Raw genomic sequence first — 16,875 nt, 5'->3', positions numbered from 1 at the left:
GCTCATTGGCTACATGCGTAGCATCCATCCCATCGCTTCCTACCCCCATTCACAGGAGCCACCCCATGAAACTTCTGCACATCGATTCCAGCATCCTCGGCGACGCCTCCGCCTCCCGCCAGCTCAGCCAGGAAGTGGTCCAGGCCTGGGCCGCCGCCGAGCCGGGCGTACAGGTGACCTACCGTGACCTGGCCGCCGACGCCATCAGCCACCTGTCCGCCGCCAGCCTGGTCGCCGCCGGCACCCCGGCGGAACTGCGCGACGCCGCGCAGAAGCACGAAGCCGCCCTGGGCGAGAACAGCATCGAGGAGTTCCTCGCCGCCGACGCTATCGTCATAGGCGCGCCCATGTACAACTTCACCGTGCCCAGCCAGCTGAAGGCCTGGATCGACCGCATCGCCGTGGCCGGCAAGACCTTCCGCTACACCGAGAACGGCCCGCAGGGCCTGGCTGGCGGCAAGAAGGTGATCATCGTCTCCACCGCCGGCGGCCTGCACGCCGGCCAGCCGAGCGGCGCCGCCCACGAGGACTACCTGAAGCTGGTGCTGGGCTTCCTCGGCATCACCGACATCGAAGTGATCCGCGCCGAGGGCCTGGCCTACGGCGAGGAACCGCGCGCCAACGCCATCAAGGGCGCCCGCGCCGAGATCGCCTCGACCTTCGCCAGCGCCTGATCCGCTGCGAGTGGAACGACGAAGCCCCGGCAGTGCCGGGGCTTCGTGCTTTCAGGGCGTGCGCGCCGGCCGCCACAGGCCGACCTTGCGCGCCTTCGCTTCCTGTTCCTCGAAGTTGTACTGGGCGCGCTCTTCCTCGCCCTGGGGATCGTCCACCCGCCAGCGCGCCATGCCCACGGCAAGCTGCGCCCGGCCGACGTCCAGGGTATGGCCGCAGCCCGGACAGTCCGCGGGCTCCACCCATACGGCGGCGCTGAGCGCACCGGCAGCTTCCTCGCGCGGCAGCACCAGGGTGGCGCTGCGGCCCTCGGCCAGGCGCCGCAGGTTGTCCAGGGAAGCCTGGGCATAGGGTTCGCCGGCCCTGGGCGCCTCGATGCCGCGCAGACGCACATCGACGCTGCGCTCGGCCAGGCGGCAGGTCAGGCGATCGCCGCTGGCGACGGCGGTGACCTGGCAGGGGCCGTCGGACTGGGCGAGAGCGGGGAGGGAGAGGGCGAGGAGCAGGGCGGGATAAAGCGGTCGCATGGAGCCTCCTGAGGGTGTGGTTGCAGGATAGCGTCGCAATGGGGCTGTGTCGTCGGATGGTCCGGTGCGGCTGGTGGGGTGATCGCGGACAGAGTCCGCTCCTGCCGCATGAGTGAGCATGGCTTTTCGTAGGATGGTGTTGAGCGAAGCGATACCCATCAGCGCAACCGCATGGGTTTCGCAAGCTCAACCCATCCTACGAAGAGCGCCCCGGTGCGGCCCGCAAGACAGTTGCTCCTACGACCGTGCTTTCCTGGAGCCGTTCGCCTGCGGTTTGCGCATTGTGGTTCAGGGAGCCTGGTGATTGCGCTTCATGCCGAACGGTTCCCTCTCCCGCTTGCGGGGGAGGGTTAGGGAGGGGGAGCGGAGTAGAGGTTTGGCAGAGTGTGTGGGCGAAGTCCGTTGCCCTCTCCCGGAGGGAGAGGGGGCTGTTCGGAGTGGGGGGAGAATCCTGAGTCATCCTGATACGCCTCACCTTACCCCGTCATTCCCGACAGATTCACTCGGACAAGTTCATGCTAGGATGACGCCCGGCCCCGAAATCCCCGGCCCCGCCGACCTCTCCGGCGGGGCCATCCCCTCGATAGAAGGAATACCGCAATGGCTCAAGTCACCCTCAAGGGCTCCCCGATCAACGTCGACGGCAAACTGCCGCAGAAAGGCGAAAAGGCCCCGGCCTTCAAGCTGGTCGGCGGCGACCTGGCCGACGTGACCCTGGAGAACTTCGCCGGCAAGCGCAAGGTGCTGAACATCTTCCCCAGCGTCGACACCCCTACCTGCGCTACCTCCGTGCGCAAGTTCAACGTCGAGGCCAGCAAACTGGCCAACACCGTGGTGCTGTGCATCTCCGCCGACCTGCCGTTCGCCCAGAAGCGCTTCTGCGGCGCCGAAGGCCTGGAGAACGTGGTCAACCTGTCGACCATGCGTGGCGCCGACTTCCTGGCCAACTACGGCGTGGCCATCGCCAGCGGCCCGCTGGCCGGCCTGGCCGCCCGTGCCGTAGTGGTGCTGGACGAGAACGACCAGGTGCTGCACAGCCAACTGGTCGGTGAGATCGCCGACGAGCCCGACTACGCCGCCGCCGTCGCCGCGCTGAGCTGATCGCCCGCCGCAGCCCCGGCTGCCGCAGGCCCCGGATGCCGCCCCGCCCAATGGCCGGGCGGCATCTTCGTTTTTGGCGTTGTGCGGGGAGCAGCAGCCCTGGCCCTGCTGCTGTGGCAACAGTTGCGGCGCAACCTCGCCCAGGCGCCGTAACTCTCGGTAAAACAAAGGTAAATAGCGGGTAAAGAGACTTTGCCCGGCGCCTTGCTGTGCTTATCGTTCGACCCTGAAGGTATAGAAGTGTGGGCGCCGCGTCGTGGATGCGGCGCTTTGCCTTGCGCCTCGTTATCATCCCAACCTTTGGCCGCCTGATGACCGCTATGACTCCAAGCAATGGAACGCCCTCGAAACTCCGCAAGCTGCGCCCCTGGCTGATCACCGCCGCCGTCTTCGCCGCCGTGGTGGGGCTGAGCATGTGGCTGCACAAGACCAGTTCGGCGCCGGAGCCCCAGGCCGGCGGCGGGCGCGGCGCTCGCGGGGCGGCCATGGCCGGGCGCGGGCCGGGCGGCACGGCCATCACCGTCAGCGTGGCGCCGGTGGCCAAGGGCGACCTGCCGGTGCACTACCACGCGCTGGGCACCGTCACCGCCTACAACACGGTGAACGTGCGGGCGCGGGTCAGCGGCCAACTGGTCAAGGTGCCGTTCCAGGAAGGCCAGCAGGTCAAGGCCGGCGACGTCCTCGCGGTGATCGACCCGCGGCCCTTCCAGGCGGCGCTGGACCAGGCGGTGGGCACCCTGCAGCAGAACCAGGCGCAGTTGAAGAACGCGCAGATCGACCTGGCGCGCTACAAGGGCCTGTACGCCGAGGACTCCATCGCCAAGCAGACCCTCGACACCCAGGAAGCGCTGGTGCGCCAGTACGAAGGCACCCTGCGCACCAACCAGGGCCAGGTCGACGACGCCAAGCTCAACCTCGAGTTCACCCAGGTGCGCGCGCCCATCTCCGGCCGTGTCGGCCTGCGCCAGGTGGACGTCGGCAACCTGGTCACCTCCGGCGACACCACGCCGCTGGTGGTGATCACCCAGGTCAAGCCGATCTCCGTGGTATTCAGCCTGCCGCAGCAGCAGCTGGGCACCGTCGCCCGCCAGCTGTCCGGCAGCCAGCCGGTGCCGGTGGAGGCGCTGGACCGCAACCAGAACCTGACCCTCGCCAGCGGCGTGCTCAAGACCCTCGACAACCAGATCGACACCACCACCGGCACGGTCAAGCTCAAGGCCGTCTTCGAGAACGCCGACCAGAAGCTGTTCCCCAACCAGTTCGTCAACGTGCGCCTGCTCGCCGAGACCCTGCATGGCGTGCTGACCATCCCGGCCAACGCCGTGCAGCGCGGCAACGACGGCACCTACGTGTACATCGCCGACGCCGGGAACAAGGCCAAGCGCCAGCTGGTCAGCCTGGGCACCAGCGAGAACGAGCGGGTGGTCATCACCGAGGGCCTGAAGGAAGGCCAGCGCGTGGTGGTGGAGGGCACCGACCGCCTGCGCGACGGCACCCTCCTGCACATAGTCGCCAGCGACGAACAGGCTCGCGCCGCCGCCACCGAGGAGGGCGAGGCGGCCTCGCCGAAACCCTTCGGCTCGGGCTCCCCGGCCCAGGACAGCGGTAAGAGCGAATGAACCCGTCGCGCCTGTTCATCCTGCGGCCGGTCGCCACCACGCTGTTGATGGTGGCGATCCTGCTGTCGGGCATCATCGCCTACCGCTTCCTGCCGATCTCGGCGCTGCCGGAGGTGGATTACCCGACCATCCAGGTGGTCACCCTGTATCCCGGCGCCAGCCCGGACATCATGACTTCGTCGGTCACCGCGCCGCTGGAGAACCAGCTGGGGCAGATCCCCGGGCTCAACGAGATGTCCTCCACCAGCTCCGGCGGCGCCTCGGTGATCACCCTGCAGTTCAGCCTGCAGGTCGACCTGGACGTGGCCGAGCAGGAAGTGCAGGCGGCGATCAACACCGCGCAGAGCCTGCTGCCCAAGGACCTGCCCAACCAGCCGGTGTACAGCAAGGTCAACCCGGCCGACGCGCCCATCCTGACCCTGGCGGTGATGTCCCCGGACATGCCGCTGCCGAAGATCCAGGACCTGGTCGATACGCGCCTCGCGCAGAAAATCTCGCAGATCTCCGGCGTCGGCCTGGTCAGCATCAGCGGCGGCCAGCGCCCGGCCGTGCGCATCCGCGCCAACCCCGCGGCCCTGGCCGCCGCCGGGCTGAGCCTGGAAGACCTGCAGAGCACAATCACCAGCAACAACCTCAACGGGCCCAAGGGCAGCTTCGACGGCCCGACGCGCTCCTCGACCCTCGACGCCAACGACCAGCTCAAGTCCGCCGACGCCTACCGCGACCTGATCATCGCCTACAAGAACGGCTCGCCGCTGCGCGTGCGCGACGTCGCCAGCGTCGAGGACGATGCCGAGAACGTGCGCCTGGCCGCCTGGGCCAACGACACCCCGGCGGTGGTGCTGAACATCCAGCGCCAGCCGGGGGCCAACGTCATCGAGGTGGTGGACAGCGTCAAGAAGATGCTGCCGCAGCTGCAGGCGACCCTGCCGGGCAACCTGGAAGTCACGGTGCTCACCGACCGCACCACCACCATCCGCGCCTCGGTGGCCGACGTGCAGTTCGAGCTGTTCCTCGCCGTGTGCCTGGTGGTGATGGTCACCTTCCTGTTCCTGCGCAACCTCTCGGCCACGCTGATCCCCAGCTTCGCCGTGCCGCTGTCGCTGATCGGCACCTTCGGCGTCATGTACCTGGCCGGCTTCTCCATCAACAACCTGACGCTGATGGCGCTGACCATCGCCACCGGTTTCGTGGTGGACGACGCCATCGTCATGGTGGAGAACATCGCCCGCTACCTGGAGCAGGGCGACAGCCCCCTGGACGCGGCGCTCAAGGGCTCCAGGCAGATCGGCTTCACCATCATCTCGCTGACCTTCTCGCTGATCGCCGTGCTCATCCCGCTGCTGTTCATGGGCGACGTGGCCGGGCGGCTGTTCCGCGAGTTCGCCGTGACCCTGGCGGTGGCCATCCTGATTTCCGGCTTCGTCTCCCTGACCCTCACGCCGATGCTCGCCGCCAAGCTGCTCAAACACATCGAGCCGGAGCAGGAAGGCCGCTTCGCCCGCGCCGCCGGGCGCTTCATCGAGCGCATGATCGAGCGCTACGCCGCCGCCCTGCGCGTGGTGCTGCGCCACCAGGGGCTGACCCTGCTGGTGGCCATCGGCACCCTGCTGCTGACCGCCGCGCTCTACCTGTTCATGCCCAAGGGCTTCTTCCCGGTGCAGGACACCGGGGTGATCCAGGGCATCGCCGAGGCGCCGCAGTCGATCTCCTTCCAGGCCATGGCCAGCCGCCAGCAGGAACTGGCCATGGTAGTCCTGGCCGACCCGGACGTGGAGAGCCTGTCGTCGTTCATCGGCGTCGACGGCAGCAACGCCACCCTCAACACCGGGCGCATGCTGATCAACCTCAAGCCCCACAGCGAGCGCGACCTCACCGCCAGCGAGGTGATCCGCCGCCTGCAGCCGGAGCTGGACAAGGTCGCCGGCATCAAGCTGTACCTGCAGCCGGTGCAGGACCTCACCATCGAGGACCGCATCGCCCGCACCCAGTACCAGTTCACCCTGCAGGACGCCGACCCCGAGGTGCTCGCCGAGTGGGTGCCCAAGCTGGTTGAGCGCCTGCAGCAGCTGCCGCAGCTGGCCGACGTGGCCAGCGACTGGCAGGACAAGGGCCTGCAGGCCTACATCGACATCGACCGCGACACCGCCTCGCGCCTGGGCGTGAGCCTGTCGAGCATCGACAGCGTGCTCTACAGCGCCTTCGGCCAGCGGCTGATCTCCACCATCTTCACCCAGGCCACCCAGTACCGCGTGGTGCTGGAGGTGGCGCCGGACTTCCAGCTCGGCCCGCAGTCGCTGGAGAACCTCTACGTGCCGGCCAGCGACGGCACCCAGGTGCGCCTGTCGAGCCTGGCGAAGGTGGAGGAGCGCCACACCCTGCTGGCGGTCAACCACATCGCCCAGTTCCCCTCGGCGACGCTGTCCTTCAACCTGGCCAAGGGCGTGGCCCTGGGCGAGGCGGTGCAGGCCATCCGCGACGTCGAGGCGCAGATGCAGATGCCGGCCAGCCTGGAAGGCAGCTTCCGCGGCGCCGCCGAGGCCTTCGAGGCGTCGCTGTCCAACACCCTGCTGCTGGTGCTGGCGTCCATCGTCACCATGTACATCGTGCTGGGCATCCTCTACGAGAGCTTCATCCACCCGATCACCATCCTCTCCACGCTGCCCTCGGCCGGCGTGGGCGCGCTGCTGGCGCTGATGCTGGCCGGGCAGGACATCGGCATCGTGGCGATCATCGGCATCATCCTGCTGATCGGCATCGTCAAGAAGAACGCGATCATGATGATCGACTTCGCCCTGGACGCCGAACGCAACGAGGGCAAGCCGCCCCATGAGGCCATCTACCAGGCCTGCCTGCTGCGCTTCCGGCCGATCCTGATGACCACCATGGCCGCGCTGCTGGGCGCGCTGCCGCTGATGCTCGCCGGCGGCGCCGGCGCCGAGCTGCGCCAGCCGCTGGGCGTGACCATGGTCGGCGGCCTGCTGCTGAGCCAGCTGCTGACGCTGTTCACCACCCCGGTGATCTACCTCTACTTCGACCGCCTGGCGCTGCGCTGGGCCAACTGGCGCAAGCGCCACGGGCTGGACGTGAACAGCCCCGACGAAGGCCTGGAGCAGGGCTGATGAACATCTCCCGCCCGTTCATCCTGCGGCCGGTGGCGACCTTGCTGCTGACCCTGGCGCTGCTGCTGGCCGGGGCGCTGTCCTTCGGCCTGCTGCCGGTGGCGCCGCTGCCCAACGTCGATTTCCCGACCATCGTGGTGCAGGCGGCGTTGCCCGGCGCCAGCCCGGAGACCATGGCCAGCACCGTGGCCACGCCGCTGGAGCGCTCGCTGGGGCGCATCGCCGGGGTCACCGACATGACCTCCACCAGTTCCCTGGGCAACACCACCGTCATCGTCCAGTTCGACCTGTCCAAGGACATCGACGGCGCCGCCCGCGAGGTGCAGTCGGCGATCAACGCGGCCATGAGCTTGCTGCCCACCGGCATGCCGAACAACCCGACGTACCGCAAGGCGAACCCGTCGGACCAGCCGATCATGATTCTCACCCTGACCTCGGACACCTACACCCGCGGGCAGATGTACGACCTGGCCTCGACCATCGTCTCGCCCAAGCTGTCCCAGGTGAAGGGCGTGGGCCAGGTGAGCATCGGCGGCTCCTCGCTGCCGGCGGTGCGGGTGGACGTCAACCCGGACCAGCTCAGCCACTACGGCATTTCCCTGGACACGGTGCGCACCGCCATCGACAACACCAACGCCACCGGGCCCAAGGGCGCCCTGGAGTTCGGCGAGCGGCACTGGCAGGTGGACGCCAATGACCAGCTGCGCAAGGCCAGCGAGTACGCGCCGCTGATCATCCACTACAACGCCGAGACCAACGCCGCGGTGCGCCTGCGCGACGTGGCCAAGGTCAGCGACTCGGTGGAGGACGTGCGCAACGCCGGCTTCTCCGACAACCTGCCGGCGGTGCTGCTGATCGTCACCCGCCAGCCCGGCGCCAACATCATCGAGGCCACCGACGCCATCCACGCGCAGCTGCCGATCATCCAGGACGTGCTCGGCCCGCAGGTCAAGCTCAGCGTCATGGACGACCGCAGCCCGTCGATCCGCTCCTCCCTGGAGGAGGCCGAGCTGACCCTGGTGATCTCGGTGCTGCTGGTGATCCTGGTGGTCTACCTGTTCCTGCGCAACGGCCGCGCCACGCTGATCCCCAGCCTGGCGGTGCCGGTGTCGCTGGTGGGCACCTTCGCCGTCATGTACCTGTGCGGCTTCTCGCTGAACAACCTGTCGCTGATGGCGCTGATCATCGCCACCGGCTTCGTGGTGGACGACGCCATCGTGGTGGTGGAGAACATCGCCCGGCGCATCGAGGAGGGCGACCACCCGATCCGGGCGGCCATCCGCGGCGCCCGCGAGGTGAGCTTCACGGTGCTGTCGATGACCCTCTCGCTGGTGGCGGTGTTCATCCCGCTGCTGCTCATGGGCGGCATCACCGGGCGGCTGTTCCGCGAATTCTCGGTGACCCTGGCGGCGGCCATCCTGGTCTCGCTGGTGGTTTCCCTGACGCTCACGCCCATGCTCTGCGCGCGCCTGCTGCGCCGCGCCGAGCGGCCGCAGAAGGCCTCGGTGGCGCGGCAGAGCAACCGCTACTTCGTCGCCTTCATGCTGCGCTACCGCGCCAGCCTCGCCTGGGCGCTGGAGCATTCGCGGCTGATGGTGGTGATCATGTTCGGCTGCATCGCGCTGAACCTCTACCTGTTCGCCATCGTGCCCAAGGGTTTCCTGCCGCAGCAGGACTCCGGGCGCCTGCGCGGCTTCGCGGTGGCCGACCAGAGCATTTCCTTCCAGGCCCTGGACAAGAAGATGGCGGAGTTCCGCAACATCCTCTCCCGGGACCCGGGGGTGGAGAACGTGGTCGGCTTCGTCGGCGGCGGCAGGTGGCAGTCGAGCAACACCGGCTCCTTCTTCGTCACCCTCAAGCCCATCACCGAGCGCGACTCCGCCGAGGTCATAGTCGCGCGGCTGCGCAAGAAGCTGGCGGAAATCCCCGGCGCCAACCTCTACCTCACCGCCGGCCAGGACGTGCGCATCGGCGGCCGGCAGAGCAACGCGCAGTACGAGTTCACCCTGCGCAGCGACGACCTCACCCTGCTGCGCGACTGGGCGCCGAAGGTCGAGGCGGTGCTGAACAAGGTCCCGCAACTGGTGGACGTCAACAGCGACGCCCAGGACAAGGGCGTGCAGAGCCGCCTGGTGATCGACCGCGACCGCGCGGCCAGCCTCGGCATCGACGTGGCGGCGGTGGACGCGGTGCTGAACAACGCCTACGGCCAGCGCCAGGTGTCGACCATCTTCAACCCGCTGAACCAGTACCACGTGGTGATGGAGGTGGACCAGCCGTTCCAGCAGACCCCCGAAGAGCTGCGCCAGGTCTACGTGATCGGCGCCGACGGCCAGCAGGTGCCGCTGTCGGCCTTCACCCACGTGGAGCCCAGCCGCGCGCCGCTGGCGGTCAACCACCAGGGGCAGTTCGCCGCCACCACCTTCTCCTTCAACCTGGCCCCCGGCGCGCTCATCGGCCCGGCCCGCGACGCGGTGATGGCGGCGCTGGAGCCGCTGCACCTGCCGTTGGAGATCCAGGCCAGCTTCGAAGGCAACGCCGGCGCCGTGCAGGACACCCAGAACGACATGCCCTGGCTGATCCTGCTGGCGCTGGTGGCGGTCTACATCGTCCTGGGCATCCTCTACGAAAGCTACGTGCACCCGCTGACCATCCTCTCCACGCTGCCCTCGGCGGGCGTGGGCGCGCTGCTGACGCTGATGCTGTTCCGCACCGAGCTGTCGCTGATCGCGCTGATCGGGGTGATCCTGCTGATCGGCATCGTCAAGAAGAACGCCATCATGATGATCGACTTCGCCCTGGACGCCGAACGCACCCTCGGCCTGTCGCCGCGCGAGGCCATCCTCGAAGCCTGCATGAAGCGCTTCCGGCCGATCATGATGACCACCCTGGCCGCCATCCTCGGCGCGCTGCCGCTGATCTTCGGCATCGGCGGCGACGCCGCGCTGCGCCGCCCGCTGGGCATGACCATCGTCGGCGGCCTGATCGGCAGCCAGCTGCTCACCCTCTACACCACCCCCGTGGTCTACCTCTACCTCGACCGCCTGCGTCACTGGGTCAACCAGAAGCGCGGCGTGCGCACCGACGGCGCCCTGGAGACTCCGCTATGAACCGCCCGAACCCATCCCGCAGCCTGCTCGCCCTGGCGCTGTGCGCGGCGCTCGCCGGCTGCGCGGTCGGCCCCGACTACAAGCGCCCCGAGCTGAGCGTGCCGGCCGCCTTCAAGGAAGGCGAGGGCTGGCGCCAGGCGCAGCCGGCCGACCTGGCGGGGCACGGCCAGTGGTGGACGCTGTACGCCGACCCGGTGCTGGACGACCTGCAGCAGCGCCTGCTCAAGGCCAACCAGACCCTGGCGCAGTCCGAGGCCTCCTACCGCCAGGCCGCGGCCCTGGTGAAGGGCTCGCGCGCTTCCTTCTTCCCGACCATCAGCGCCGACGTCGGCAAGACCCGCTCCGGCCAGGGCGGCAGTGGCAGCGGCAGCGTCCGCCTGCCCGATGGCTCCACGGTCAGCAGTGGCGGCAGCGGTGGCATCAGCAACAGCTACAGCGCGAGCCTGGGCGTGAGCTGGGAACTGGACCTGTGGGGCAAGCTGCGCCGCCAGTTGGAAGCCGACACCGCCAGCCGCGACGCCAGCGCCGCGGACCTGGCCGCCTCGCGCCTGTCGCTGCAGTCGCAACTGGCGCAGAACTACCTGCAGCTGCGCGTCATGGACCAGCAGATCAAGCTGCTCAACGACACGGTCGAGGCCTACGAGCGCGCGCTCAAGCTGACCACCAACCAGTACAACGCCGGCATCGTCACCAAGGCCGACGTGGCCCAGGCGCGCACCCAGCTCAAGAGCACCGAGGCCCAGGCCATCGACCTCAAGTACCAGCGCGCGCAGCTGGAGCACGCCATCGCCGTGCTGGTGGGCCAGGCCCCGGCCAACTTCGGCCTGGCCGCCACCGGCCAGGTGCCGAAGCTGCCGGCGATCCCGGCGCTGGTACCCTCGCAGCTGCTGGAGCGGCGCCCGGACATCGCCGCCGCCGAGCGCCAGGTGATCTCGGCCAACGCCAAGATCGGCGTGGCCAAGGCCGCCTGGTACCCGGACCTGACCCTCAGCGCCGCCGGCGGCTACCGCAGCGGCAGTTTCCACGACTGGATCGAGACGCCCAACCGCTACTGGTCCATCGGCCCGCAGTTCGCCATGACGCTGTTCGACGGCGGCCTGGTTTCCTCCCAGGTGGAACAGGCCGAGGCCAGCTACGACCAGACCGTGGCCAGCTACCGCCAGACCGTGCTCGACGGCATGCGCGAGGTGGAGGACTACATGGTCCAGCTCAAGGTGCTGGAAGAGGAGAGCGGGGCGCAGAACGAAGCCCTGGACGCCGCCCGCGAAGCCCTGCGCCTGACCAGCAACCAGTACAAGGCCGGCACCGTGGACTACAACAGCGTGGTCACCACCCAGACCGCCGCGCTGTCCAACGAGCGCAACGTCCTGAGCCTCTACGGCAACCGCCTGGTGGCCAGCGTGCAACTGATAGCCGCCATGGGCGGCGGCTGGGACGCCGGCCAGATCGCCGCCGAAGGCGGGAAGGCGGCCAAGGCCGATTGACCCCGCCCCTCTCCGTAGGGCGCATAACGCCTACGGCGTTATCCGCCGTTTGGCCTCGGTCCCCGGCGGCTCCGAGGTTGACCTGGGCGTTGGCTGTGGCCTCGGTGTATCGGCGTATAACCGCGAACGGTTATACGCCCTACGTCAAGGTCGGGTCTGGCGTAGGGCGCATAACGCCTACGGCGTTATCCGCCGTTTGACCTCGGTTCCCGGCGGCTCCGGGGCTGACCTGGGCGTTGGCTGTGGCCCCGGTGTATCGGCGGATAACCGCGAACGGTTATACGCCCTACGTCAAGGTCGGGTCTGGCGTAGGGCGCATAACGCCTACGGCGTTATCCGCCGTTTGACCTTGGTTCCCGGCGGCTCCGGGGCTGGCCTGGGCGTTGGCTGTGGCCCCGGTGTATCGGCGGATAACCGCGAACTTCAGTGCCTGAACCGCCGCGCCGTGGTGAAATTACGATCCCAATAATTGTTGCTCAACGAATCGATGCGCACCGACTTGCCGCTGCGCGGCGCGTGGATGAAGCGGTCGTCGCCCAGGTACAGCCCGACATGGCTGACCCGCGCGCCGCCATTGTGGCTGAAGAACACCGCATCCCCCGGCTTGAGCGCGTGGCGCGGCACCTGGCGGTGCTTCTGGCGGATCATCGAACGGGTGGTGCGCGGCAGTTCCAGGCCGATCTCCTTGCGGAACAGGTAGACCAGCAGGCCGCTGCAATCGAAGCCGGTTTTCGCCGAGGTACCTCCCCAGCGGTACGGCGTGCCCACCAGTTCCTGCGCGCTCTGCAGCAGGCGGTGCATGTCGCCGTCCGGGGCGCCGGGCTTCAGGCCGGGCTGCGCGCCGGGGCGGAAGAACTGCGTCAGGGCGCCTTCCTGCGCCTGGTAGCTGCGCCAGGTTGGCGCGTCCAGCAGGTCGGCCGATGTGGCCAGGGGAAACAGGCAGAACAACGACAGCAGGAAGATACGCACGACAGGGACCGCAAGGAGGTAGTGGGAGCTGTAGCCATCCTAGGTATCGACCTACGAACGGTCAGTCGGAAAATTCATCTACTCCAGGCGGAAAGTGCCTAACACTTTCCAATGCGCCACTGGCAAGTGCGCAAGAACGTTCAAGGCGGGCGACGAAGGTTTCTGCCAAGCTGGGCGCCTTACTGCCTCGAAAGCGTCATCCATGTCAGAACAACTGCTTCCCTCCCGCGCCTTCCTCAAGGGCGCCATCGCCATCATGCCGCTGTCCATCGCGGTGCTGCCCTGGGGCCTGCTGGCCGGCTCGCTGGCCATCGAGGCCGGCCTCTCGCCGCTGCACGGCCAGGGCCTGTCGGCCATCGTCTTCGCCGGCGCCGCGCAACTGGTGGCCATCGGCATGCTCAAGGGCGGCGCCGGGTTCTTCTCGATCATGATCACCACGCTGCTGCTGACCTCGCAGCACCTGCTCTACGGCATGAGCATGCGCCCGGTGATCGCCGGCCTGCCCGGGCGCTGGCGCCTGGGCCTGGGCTTCCTGCTCACCGACGAGTTCTTCGCCCTGACCAGCCAGCACGACCGCGAGACCTTCAACCGCTGGTACGCCCTGGGCGTGGGCCTGACCTTCTACGTGGCCTGGAACCTCTTCACCCTGGCCGGCGTGCTGCTGGGCAGCAGCATCCCGGGCCTGGAGCACCTGGGCCTGGACTTCTCGGTAGCCGCCACCTTCGTGGCGCTGATCGCGCCGGTGGTGCGCAGCGTGCCGACGGTGGTCTGCGTGGCGGTGTCGCTGTTCTGCTCGGTGCTGTTCAGCTACTGGCAACTGGGCTCGGCCCTGGTGCTCGCGGGCCTGGCGGGCATGACCGCGGGCTTTGTCTGCAACAAGTTCGGCGGGAGGTCGGCATGATGGTGTGGGCCGTGATCATCGGCATGGGGCTGATCGTCTTCTTCAACCGCTACGTGTTCCTCGAACCGCGCCTGCCCATCCGCCTGGGCAGCAACGTCCGGCAGTTCCTCGGCTTCGCCGTGCCGGGCATGCTCACGGCCATCTGCGGGCCCATCGTGTTCCTGCCCGAGCACCAGCTGAACCTGCGCCCGGACAACCCCTACCTGCTGGGCTCGCTGGTGGCGGTGGGGCTGGTGCTGTGGACGCGCAACACACTGCTCAGCGTGCTGCTGAGCATGGGGGTGTTCTTCCTGTTGCGCTGGTGGTTGTAGCCGTAGACGGGGAAACACCGTGCCTGTAGGAGCAGGCCCTGCCTGCGAATCGCGCGCAGGGCGCGCTCCTACAGGTAGGTTCGGTGGTGGGCGTAATTTCGGTGGTGGGCGTAATAATGTAGGAGCGAGCTTGCTCGCGAACAGACTCCGCTGCGGGGCTCATTCGCGAGCAAGCTCGCTCCTACGAAAAGCCTTCAGCCGTGACGATCAAATCCGTAAGCCCGCTCGACCCTCGCCACCCGCACGCGGAAGCGCTCGTACCAATCCCGCCGTCCACCTTCACGCGCCAGCTTGTGCTCGGCATTCTCGCGCCACCGGCGAATGCTGTCTTCGTCCCGCCAGTACGACACCGTGATCCCCAGCCCATCCTCTCCACGCGCCGACTCCACCCCAACGAAACCCGGCTGCCCCGCGGCCAGTTCGAGCATGCGCTCGGCCGCCTCGCCGTAACCGGCCTCCAGCGGCGTGCGCAGCGAGGTGAAGATCACCGCGTAGTAGGGTGGCTCGGGCGTCGTGGCGGTCATGCTGCGCTCCTGGCGTACTGGTTGGCGGCGCGCAGGAAGGCTTCGGCCAGGGGCACGCTGACCCCGGCCAGGGCCTTGCGCTCGGGTTGGAACAGGGTGGCGACGAAGAACGGATGGTCGCTGGCCTCCAGGGCGCGGATGCTGCCGTCCTCGCCGTGGGCGCTGGCGTGCAGGCCGCTGTCGAACAGCGCCGCCTGGTAATCCGGGTTGACGCCATAGCTGCAGCGATAACCTTCGCGGATGCTCGGCTTGCCGTAGACCTTGGCCAGGCGCGAGCCGGGCTGCAGGCGGATGTCCTCGCGCACCTCGATCAGCGAACAGGGCAGGGCGTGGATCACCCGCCGCGCCGCGCGCGGTTCGACCTCGCCGTGGGCGGCGTCGTCCCAGCCCAGGACGTTGCGGGCGCGCTCCAGCAGGGCGTGCTGGAAGCCGGCGCAGGTGCCCAGGTAGGGCACGCCGCGGGTGCGCGCGTAGGTGATGGCGCGCAGCGCGCCCTCGGTGCTGCGGTAGGGGCTGCCGGGGGTGCACCAGAAGCCGGAGTAGGCGTCCAGCGCCAGGCCGTTGGCCAGCCGCTCGGTATCCAGCCACTCCAGGCGCAGGGCGCCGGCGTGGGGCAGCAGCGACTGCTGCAGCGCCAGGGGAATGGCCCAGTGCGCGGTGACCCGGCTGTCGCGGTCGCCGATCAGGCCGATCCGCAGTAGTTTCCGCACCTTCCGCATCGCTCGTTCCCCCTGCGCTGGCGCCCGTTGGCGGGCTTCTCCGGGCAATTTATAGTTGCGCCGATGCAATCGAAATGGGCGGTTGCGCAATTCAAGAGTGCGTCAATGCAATATCGACTGGAATACGCCGACCTTTCCCTGGTACTGGCTCTGGTGCGCGGCGGCAGCCTGGCGCGGGCCGCGGAACTGCTGGCGGTGGACGTGTCCACGGTGTTCCGCGCGGTGCGCCGGCTGGAGAAGGCCCTGGGCATGGCGCTGTTCGAGAAGGGCCGCGCCGGCTACCTGCCCAGCGCCACCGCGCAACAGCTGGCGCGCCAGGCGGAACTGGCCGAGCAGGCCCTGGAGGCGGCGCGGGTGGGCCTGGAGCAGGGTCGCGAAGTGCTCAGCGGCACGGTGCGCCTGACCTGCACCGACGCCGTGCTGCACGGCCTGCTGCTGCCGGCGCTGGGCCGTTTCATGGGCGGCTACCCCGGCCTGCACCTGGAACTCTCCACTTCCAACGCCTTCGCCAACCTCAGCCGGCGCGACGCCGACGTCGCTCTGCGCCTGACCACCGCGCCGCCGGACTACCTGGTGGGCCGCTGCCTGGGCGAGGTGCGCTACGCCCTGTGCGCCCACGAAAGCTACCTGGCCGCCCAGGCAGGACGCGACTGGAGCGAACTGAGCTGGATCGCCCCGGACGAATTCATGCCCGACCACCCCAGCGTCGCCTGGCGCCGCCAGCTGTACCCGGCGCTCACCCCGGCCTACCGCTGCGGCAGCATCCTCTCGGTGCTCGAACTGTGCCGCGCCGGCCTGGGCCTGGCGGCGCTGCCGGACTACCTGCTGCGCGAAGGCGACGGCCTGCGCGTGCTGCAATACGACCTGCCGGGTTGCGCCACCGCGCTGTGGCTGCTGACGCGGCCGGATTGCCGGGCCCTGCGCACCGTGGTCACGCTGTTCGAGGAACTGGCGCGGCACATCCGCCTGCCGCCGCAGGCCGGATATTGAACGGCTGTCCGACGAAAAGAGCGAACCTGCGCCCGCCATCGTCCTCCAATGGCCATCGCCGCATCGACCGGAGGTCGCCATGAACCCGACTCTGCACAAATGGCTGGGCAGCCCCTGGCCGCAACGCGACGGCGAAAACGCCGCCCGCGGCCTGCCGGGCTACCCACGGGAGGCCGAGCAGGACGCGGAAATCGTCAGGACCCTGGGCTTCGACCCCGACTCGCCGGACCTGGCCGACCCGCAGATCGACCCGCCGCAGCCACCCCACCCACCCCGCGAAGGCCCCAGCCCGCAGCGCCACAAACGCGCGCCGGGCGAGCAGTACCCGCCTTATGGCGACTGAGGCCGGACCAGCCAACGGCAGGGCTGCAGCGCCTGCGCACATCCCCTAGACTGGCGTCTTTCATGGATAGGGGAGCAAGGCATGTACCGGGGAAGCTGTCTGTGCGGCGCCATCGCCTTCGTGCTCGAAGGCGAGCTGGCGCCCATCCAGGTCTGCCACTGCGGGCAGTGCCGCAAGGCCCAGGGCGGGCCTTTCGCCACCAACCTCCCGGTGCGCCGCGAGGCCCTGCGCCTGCTGGCGGGCCAGGAGCAGCTGCGCGCCTTCGAGTCCTCGCCGGGCAAGCGCCGCTGGTTCTGCGCGCGCTGCGGCTCGCCGATCTACAGCGAACGCGACGCCTTGCCCGGCATCCTGCGGCTGCGCGCCGGCGCCCTCGACGGAGAGTTGCCGAGCCGCCCGGAAGCTCACTACCACGTGGCCTCGGCGGCCAACTGGTGGCCGCTGGACGACGACCTGCCGCGCCATCCCGCCGGCAAGCCCGGTTGA

At 68.8% G+C, this 16,875-nt stretch carries 15 protein-coding genes; 11 read left to right on the top strand and 4 right to left on the bottom strand.

Annotation, left to right across the window (positions count from 1 at the left end; genetic code table 11):
* Positions 1–65: 65 nt before the first annotated feature.
* On the top strand, positions 66–674 hold the full coding sequence (locus tag IG194_RS30660) for an FMN-dependent NADH-azoreductase (protein WP_043316694.1): 609 nt from the start codon (positions 66–68) through the stop codon (positions 672–674).
* Positions 675–725: 51 nt separating this feature from the next.
* Here IG194_RS30660 and IG194_RS30655 read toward each other — a convergent pair whose 3' ends face one another.
* Positions 726–1,199, bottom strand: coding sequence for a thermonuclease family protein (locus tag IG194_RS30655; protein ID WP_009621820.1), 474 nt, complete (start codon positions 1,197–1,199; stop codon positions 726–728).
* Positions 1,200–1,799: 600 nt separating this feature from the next.
* On the opposite strand from IG194_RS30655, the gene tpx reads away from it, so the two are divergent.
* The 5 genes from tpx to IG194_RS30630 all read left to right on the top strand — a co-directional run bounded on the left by tpx (position 1,800) and on the right by IG194_RS30630 (position 11,635).
* On the top strand, positions 1,800–2,300 hold the full coding sequence (gene tpx, locus IG194_RS30650) for a thiol peroxidase (protein WP_009621821.1): 501 nt from the start codon (positions 1,800–1,802) through the stop codon (positions 2,298–2,300).
* 320 nt (positions 2,301–2,620) lie between these two features.
* Positions 2,621–3,919, top strand: a complete 1,299-nt coding sequence (locus IG194_RS30645) for an MdtA/MuxA family multidrug efflux RND transporter periplasmic adaptor subunit (RefSeq protein WP_058489849.1) — start codon at positions 2,621–2,623, stop codon at positions 3,917–3,919.
* The gene (locus IG194_RS30640; protein WP_058489848.1) at positions 3,916–7,041 is read left to right on the top strand and encodes an MdtB/MuxB family multidrug efflux RND transporter permease subunit; all 3,126 of its coding nucleotides are present in this window, start codon (positions 3,916–3,918) and stop codon (positions 7,039–7,041) included. Before IG194_RS30645 ends, IG194_RS30640 begins: the two co-directional genes overlap by 4 nt.
* Positions 7,041–10,151, top strand: coding sequence for a multidrug efflux RND transporter permease subunit (locus tag IG194_RS30635; RefSeq protein ID WP_058489847.1), 3,111 nt, complete (start codon positions 7,041–7,043; stop codon positions 10,149–10,151). Before IG194_RS30640 ends, IG194_RS30635 begins: the two co-directional genes overlap by 1 nt.
* Positions 10,148–11,635 carry an efflux transporter outer membrane subunit gene (locus IG194_RS30630; RefSeq protein ID WP_058489846.1) on the top strand — a complete coding sequence of 496 codons (1,488 nt, stop codon included), beginning with the start codon at positions 10,148–10,150 and terminating at the stop codon, positions 11,633–11,635. Before IG194_RS30635 ends, IG194_RS30630 begins: the two co-directional genes overlap by 4 nt.
* Before the next feature lie 423 nt (positions 11,636–12,058).
* Here IG194_RS30630 and IG194_RS30625 read toward each other — a convergent pair whose 3' ends face one another.
* Positions 12,059–12,604: a C40 family peptidase gene (locus IG194_RS30625; protein ID WP_009621828.1), complete on the bottom strand. Its 546-nt coding sequence runs from the start codon at positions 12,602–12,604 to the stop codon at positions 12,059–12,061.
* 202 nt (positions 12,605–12,806) lie between these two features.
* Here IG194_RS30625 and IG194_RS30620 point away from each other — a divergent pair, with 202 nt between their 5' ends.
* Together IG194_RS30620 and IG194_RS30615 are read left to right on the top strand one after the other, a co-directional pair.
* Positions 12,807–13,505, top strand: coding sequence for an AzlC family ABC transporter permease (locus tag IG194_RS30620; protein ID WP_058489845.1), 699 nt, complete (start codon positions 12,807–12,809; stop codon positions 13,503–13,505).
* Positions 13,502–13,816: an AzlD domain-containing protein gene (locus IG194_RS30615; RefSeq protein WP_058489844.1), complete on the top strand. Its 315-nt coding sequence runs from the start codon at positions 13,502–13,504 to the stop codon at positions 13,814–13,816. Before IG194_RS30620 ends, IG194_RS30615 begins: the two co-directional genes overlap by 4 nt.
* Positions 13,817–14,010: 194 nt before the next feature.
* Here the strand turns inward: IG194_RS30615 and IG194_RS30610 are convergent, their stop codons facing one another.
* Positions 14,011–14,340, bottom strand: coding sequence for an antibiotic biosynthesis monooxygenase family protein (locus tag IG194_RS30610; protein WP_058489843.1), 330 nt, complete (start codon positions 14,338–14,340; stop codon positions 14,011–14,013).
* Complete coding sequence (locus IG194_RS30605; RefSeq protein WP_058489842.1) at positions 14,337–15,059, bottom strand: glutamine amidotransferase-related protein; 723 nt, start codon at positions 15,057–15,059, stop codon at positions 14,337–14,339. The genes IG194_RS30610 and IG194_RS30605 overlap by 4 nt, the downstream gene beginning before the upstream one ends.
* A 105-nt stretch (positions 15,060–15,164) precedes the next feature.
* Here IG194_RS30605 and IG194_RS30600 point away from each other — a divergent pair, with 105 nt between their 5' ends.
* The 3 genes from IG194_RS30600 (at position 15,165) to IG194_RS30590 (ending at position 16,875) form a co-directional block, all read left to right on the top strand.
* On the top strand, positions 15,165–16,049 hold the full coding sequence (locus IG194_RS30600) for a LysR family transcriptional regulator (RefSeq protein WP_058489841.1): 885 nt from the start codon (positions 15,165–15,167) through the stop codon (positions 16,047–16,049).
* A 79-nt stretch (positions 16,050–16,128) separates the two neighbouring features.
* Positions 16,129–16,392 carry a DUF6021 family protein gene (locus IG194_RS30595; protein ID WP_225617149.1) on the top strand — a complete coding sequence of 88 codons (264 nt, stop codon included), beginning with the start codon at positions 16,129–16,131 and terminating at the stop codon, positions 16,390–16,392.
* 81 nt (positions 16,393–16,473) lie between these two features.
* Positions 16,474–16,875, top strand: coding sequence for a GFA family protein (locus tag IG194_RS30590; RefSeq protein WP_058489840.1), 402 nt, complete (start codon positions 16,474–16,476; stop codon positions 16,873–16,875).

It is taken from the genome of Pseudomonas sp. ADPe, assembly GCF_014843515.1.
GTDB lineage: Bacteria > Pseudomonadota > Gammaproteobacteria > Pseudomonadales > Pseudomonadaceae > Pseudomonas > Pseudomonas citronellolis.
This window is presented reverse-complemented; position numbering and strand designations above follow the sequence as displayed.